The organism is Faecalibacterium sp. DFI.5.82 (genome assembly GCF_029076575.1).
Taxonomy (GTDB): Bacteria; Bacillota; Clostridia; order Oscillospirales; family Ruminococcaceae; genus Faecalibacterium; species Faecalibacterium duncaniae.
The window spans coordinates 1-291 of sequence record NZ_JARFIS010001035.1 but is presented as its reverse complement, the minus strand read 5'-3'; the positions used below and the strand labels follow the sequence as shown (position 1 = coordinate 291).

Here is a 291-nt window from a genome sequence, read left to right as displayed (position 1 = left end):
TCGTAGTTGAGACCGTCACCGATGGCAATGCTCTGGGTCTGGATATCCCGCATCTCCCCATTGGGCTGCTTTTCTGCCACCACGCGGGTGTACATCAGCAGCTGCCTGCCGTCATCCATCTCGGTGGCAGAGCCGGAGAAGCAGCCGGGGCCGTTGTCCACCGGGGAATCCGGGGCAAGTGCTCAGGGCAGATACTCCCAGTGCAGCAGGTCGGTGCTGACGGCGTGACCCCAGTGCATGGGCGCCCACCGCACATCGTAGGGGTTATACCGATAGAACTGGTGATACTTC

Annotated in this window: 1 pseudogene; it reads right to left on the bottom strand. The window is 61.5% G+C overall.

Features of this window, described 5'->3' with window-relative positions:
* Nucleotides 1-291, bottom strand: a pseudogene (locus tag P0G09_RS20020) (glycoside hydrolase family 32 protein); the annotation flags it as partial.